This is a genomic window from Psychrobacter sp. CX16 (genome assembly GCF_057396245.1).
On sequence record NZ_JBXYJF010000051.1, the window covers coordinates 1 to 5572 of the forward strand.

The following is a 5572-nucleotide window of genomic DNA, read 5'->3' on the forward strand; positions in this document are numbered from 1 at the left end:
ACCATCAAGCTCATCTGCACTGATGAAACCATCATTGTCCTTATCTTCTGTAATGGTAACAACTGGGCCTGTATCTTGTTTACCATCACCAGTTGAGTCACCTGGTACTATGGTGTCAACAGTTGCACTGTCTGTGCCAGGCTCACTCTCATTACCCGCAGCATCAGTGATAGTCGCTTCAACTTCTAGTGTCTCACCTTCTTCTGGCGCATCTACTTTGACAACTACCTCACCTGCTGTGATGTCGTTATCGGTTAAGACAGTATCTTCACCGTTTACAGTAACTGTATCACCAGCTTTAGCATCATCTGGCAGATCAACAGTTACGTCAACATTACCGTCACCATCAATCTCGTCAGCTGTGATAACGTCATCACCATTACCGATGACTGGGGTTGGCGCAGTTGGTGCTGTGGTATCTATTAATAAAGTTTCAGTAGCCGTATTAGACTGGTTACCTGCCGGGTCTTTGAAGTAAGCGTCAACCGTAATATCATCTACAGTGCCATCACTATCAGCGTCTGTAACAGGTGCATCGACAGTGACATACCCATTCGCGATGTCTTCTGGAGTGACAGTTACTTCTTGCTCTACATCATTAATAGTAACAACAACGGTGTCACCCGCTTCTGTGTTAGCAGGAGTGCTGATCTGTACTGGCGTGGTATCTTTAATGTCACCATTTTCAGCGACACTTAAAATGCCATTGCCATCTGTGTCCTCAGTGAAGGTAATGATTGGTGCACCATCCACTGTTGTGTCGTCATCGTCATTGTCATCAACAGTGCCATCACCGTTTGAGTCGCCAGGTATACCTAAGTCTACTGCTAAGGTTTCAGTAGCCGTATGTGACTGGTTACCTGCCGGGTCTTTGACATAAGCGTCAACCGTAATATTATCTACAGTGCCATCACTATCAGCGTCTGTAACAGGTGCATCGACAGTGACATAACCATTCGTCATATCTTCTGAAGTAACGGTTACTTCTTGCTGTGTACCATTAATAGTGACAACAACGGTGTCGCCCGCTTCTGTGTTAGCAGGGGTGCTGATCTGTACTGGCGTGGTGTTTTTAGTTTCGCCATTTTCAGCGACACTTAAGATGCCATTACCATCTGTGTCCTCGGTGAAGGTAATGATGGGTGCACCTTCGATAGTAGTGGTATCATCAGTTGGATTACCTTCTGAATCTGTATTGTCAGTATCATCAGGGTCTCCTTTACTTGGATCACTAGGATCGGTCGAACTACCATCACCATCTACATCGCCAGGTACAGATAAATCTGTTGGTGCGGTATCACTACCAGTGCCAATGACTTCATCATCAGCATCCTTAATCACAACATCAACTTTTGTATCACCATCATCGGCAGGTATCACAGGAACGGTGACACCATTATCGATATCTTCTTGAGTCAGGACTACCTCAACTGTTTCACCATTTGGACCTGTCACTTCTAATTTATCACCCGGTACAACCCCACTATCTTCAGGGAATGTAATTTCTACAGGTACTTGACCATTTTCATCAAGGTCATTTGGGTTAACAAATTCATCTTCACCAGTGACAATCTCAACATTAGGTCCATTAATAGGATCACGTGATGTTGTTGCTTGCGCACTTGATGTATTGCCATTTTCATCACTGTTTTCTGCAATGACTTCTGATAAGTCTTTGATGGCATCATAATGAATATCAACGTCACCCGTTGCAGGATCTACAGTGACACCATCTGGTAGCTCTGTACCTTCTTTAGGTGTCCATGTACCGTCTTCACCTTTAACAATTTCAACGGTTTGTGGTTGATCATTCTCATCAGTAAAGTTAACCGTTAAATCAACAGCGTCATCCTCAGCTGGCTTAACCGTTACCGAACCATCTGCATTAGCAATAATTGTCGGTGCAGGTGGTGGGGTTAAGTCTTCAATATCATTACCCGCAGTCGTCTCTGAGCTCGAAGATCCGCCTTCATTGCTGTTTTCAGCAGTTACGGTAGAGCCATCTTTTACTGCATCAGGCGCAATGGTTACTGTACCCGTTTGAGGATCTACTGTCACACCTGGAGGTACAGTGTCTGGATCTACAGGTGCCCACGTGCCATCATCAGCTTTTTCAATTTCAACGGTTTGTGGTTCACCATTTTCATCGGTAAAGTTAACCACTGCATCATCTGCATCATCAGAAGGTGTCATTTCAACTGACCCATCATCTTTAGCATCAAGCACTGGTGCATCAGGAGCAACTGGTTCAATATCATTGCCAGCAGTCGTTTGAGCTCCAGCAGTACCTTTGTCATTACTATTTTCAGCGTCAACTGTTGAGCCATCAAGAACAGCGTCAGGCGCAATAGTTACTTTGCCTGTCGCAGGATCTACAGTCACACCGTCAGGTAATTCAGTACCCGCTACTGGTGCCCAAGTACCATCAGCGCCTTTTTCTATTTCAACTTTTTGTGGTTGGTTGTCTTCATCAATGAATTCAACATCAGCTTTAGTAGCGTCATCCGCTGGGGTCATATCAACCGAGCCGTCTTCATTTGCAACTAAGTCAGGAGCATCAGGACCTAGATCTTCTGTAGTGGTATCATTGCCCCCTACAGTAACTTCTGCACCAGAAGAGTTACCTGCTTCATCGCTATTCTCAGCTTCTACAGTGGTGTTGTCTTTAATGTTTTCACCTGGCACGGTTGTCGTACCCGTTTCAGGATCCACGGTTACCCCTGGTGGAAGCTCTTGTCCATCTTTAGGACCCCATGTACCGTCATCGCCTTTTTCAATTTCAATGCTAACGTCTTCACCGCTCGTTTCGTCTTCATAAGTCAGCTCTGCATCGACAGCATCATCCGATGGTGTCATTTCTACGCCGCCGCCTTCTGTTTCAGAAAGATCTGGAGCATCTGGCGGTGTGGTATCTTCAGTATCATTACCCGCCGTGGTTTCCGCGCTTGAGGAACCACCATCATTACTGTTCTCAGCTGTAACGGTTGAACCATCCTTCACACTATCAGGGTCAATAGTGACTTTGCCAGTCTCTGGATCTACAGTGACACCTGGAGGTAGCTCTGTGCCGTCTTTTGGGCCCCAAGTACCGTCCTCCCCTTTTTCAATCTCAACTTTTTGTGGTTGATCGTTTTCATCTGTATAGTTAACTACTGCTTCATCAGCATCTTCAGATGGCGTCATTTCTATACCGCCATCGGGTGTCGCTACTAAGTTAGGAGAATCTGGAGGGGTTTGACCTTCATTGGCAATATCATTACCGGCCACTGTCTCTGAAGAAGAGTCTTTTCCGAAAATGTCTTCGTTACTGGCTGTTACAGTGCCACCATCTTTTACGGCATCTGGTGAGAGAGTGACTTTACCACTCGCAGGATCTACAGTGACGCCATCTGGTAATTGAGTACCTTCTTTAGGTCCCCATGTGCCGTCTTCACCTTTGTCGACTTCGACTTTCTGTGGTTGATCATCTTCATCTTTGAATTCTACTGTCATATTAACAGCATCTTCATCACGCGGCTCTGCTGTTACTGAACCATCTTCATGAGCGATCAAATCTGGGGTTATAGGATCCGTTAAATCACCAACGATAGTATCTTTTTCACCGACTTGATTACCATCATCATCTTGAGCAACTACATCATACTCTTCATCATGTTCTAAAGGTTTGTCAGTTTTAGCGGTAAAGTTACCTTCGGCATCAGTCTCGCCTTCACCCACAATATTACCGTCTTTATCAACGATAACGATATTTGTATTAGGCTCAGCAGTACCAGTAATTATAGTACTACCATCTGCGTCGTCATCTGATGGCGGTATACTCTCAGCAGACTTTACATTGACATCAGCAGGCTCTGGGGCAGGCTCAGGCGGAGGTGTTTTATCATCGTCATCATCATTCGCTAATGCAGCACCTATAGCAGCTAAACCTGCAAGACCTACTAACCAGGGTAACCATGCAAAGCCGCCGTCATCTGCAGCACCAATCCAATAAGGGGTTTGATACGCATTACCGCCTAAGGCTTGCCCTTCAACATCACCTGCGGCAAGTTCAGTAACAAAGTCGGCAACTTCACCCGTATCTGGCACATAGTAATAGTAGCTACCATCTTCTGCCAAGCCAATTAGTGCACTGTCAGCCTCGTCGTAATAGCCTTCTATGATTAGGTCGCTGTCTTGTCCTGATTCTTCCACTGATACATGTAGGTCTTTGCCTACACGTTTGGTGATGATGTGATCGGGCGCTCGGCCGGTTGCTTGATCAACAAGTTCATAGTTTACTTTGTTGGTGGCTTTGATGACGGTTGGATGACCGTCTTTGGTCACAACTTGATGTTCAGCTATGGTTTGTGCAGCATCGTTTACTTTTACAATAATCGTTTTCATGTTTGATCCTTAGATTCGCTTTTTATTTTTTAAATTCTTTTATTTTTTTGCACTAACGGTTGCGACAACGCGGCGGTTGTTATAACGGCCTTCTGGTGTGGCATTGGTGTCAACTGGTCTAGTTTCACCAAAGCCTTGCGTTTGTAGTCGATTTGGTGCGATACCATATTTGGTAACCAACTCTTGTTTAACCGCTTGGGCGCGCTCTTGTGATAGCTTCATGTTGTAGCTGTCTGAGCCCATACTGTCGGTATGGCCTTCGATGATAGTCGTAGTGTCAGGGTATTTGTTCATGAAGTCAGCAACGGCTTGAATACGGCTATTGAATACGGGCTGTACAACAGCTTTGTCGAATTCAAACAACACTTCTAGGTTGATTGGTTTATCGATTTCGACCTTCACAGGTTGTGGCTCAGGCTCTGGGGCTTGTCTAACAATGGCTGGACAGTCACGAACCACACGGCTGATTTGATGGACTTGCTGTTTTTGATCAGCAAGTAGATTTTGAGCGTAGTCTGCTTCTAAAAGGCTTAGTTTTGGTTGAGCAGTGTTGTCATCAATGTCAACATAGATGTAGTGATTGCGCTGAGGGGTAAGTTCGATAGGAGTGGTCGCAGAGGTATTGCTGAGGTCGTTTGTTTTAGCGCCGGTAGGCATTACGGTGATATTGTGTTGACCGCTGCAGTAAACCACTTGTGAGTAGTGACCTGGCTGCAAGCTGACTTGAAAGCGTCCGTCTACTGAGATGTTGGCACTGGTTTGTAAACCGTCGTTATCTAGAGGGCGGATAAAGATAAGGTTGGCTTCGTTCTCTGCTAGTGCGTCTGTACTGATGGTTTTAAAACTGGCATCGCCTGATTTTTGCCACCCAATTAAGTCCACTTGTCTGGTGTCGGCAGCTTGGGCTGTTTGTGTTAGACCAAAAAGCGCTGAAAACAGTGCTGTAGCCAGTATGCTAGTCTTAAAGCCTTTATTAGCTTTCAAGTTTTTCATAGATAATTCCTTAAATTGACTTTGATTAATTATTTTTATTGACTTTGATTAATTACTTTTATTGACTTAACAACCTTACACAATTGTATTCTCATCTAAATTATTCCTATCTTCGGGTTATTGGATTACTAACTATAAAAAATACTTTGAAATAATTATTAATAAATTATTTAGAATTTATATCTAAAAAATACGT

At 44.4% G+C, this 5572-nt stretch carries 2 protein-coding genes; both read right to left on the reverse strand.

The window, feature by feature from the left end:
* Positions 1–4383: Ig-like domain-containing protein (locus AC2SLM_RS12670; RefSeq protein ID WP_486554255.1), on the reverse strand; the 4383-nt coding region annotated here is incomplete at its 3' end.
* 39 nt (positions 4384–4422) lie between these two features.
* Positions 4423–5376, reverse strand: coding sequence for an OmpA family protein (locus tag AC2SLM_RS12675; protein ID WP_486554257.1), 954 nt, complete (start codon positions 5374–5376; stop codon positions 4423–4425).
* Positions 5377–5572: the final 196 nt, after the last annotated feature.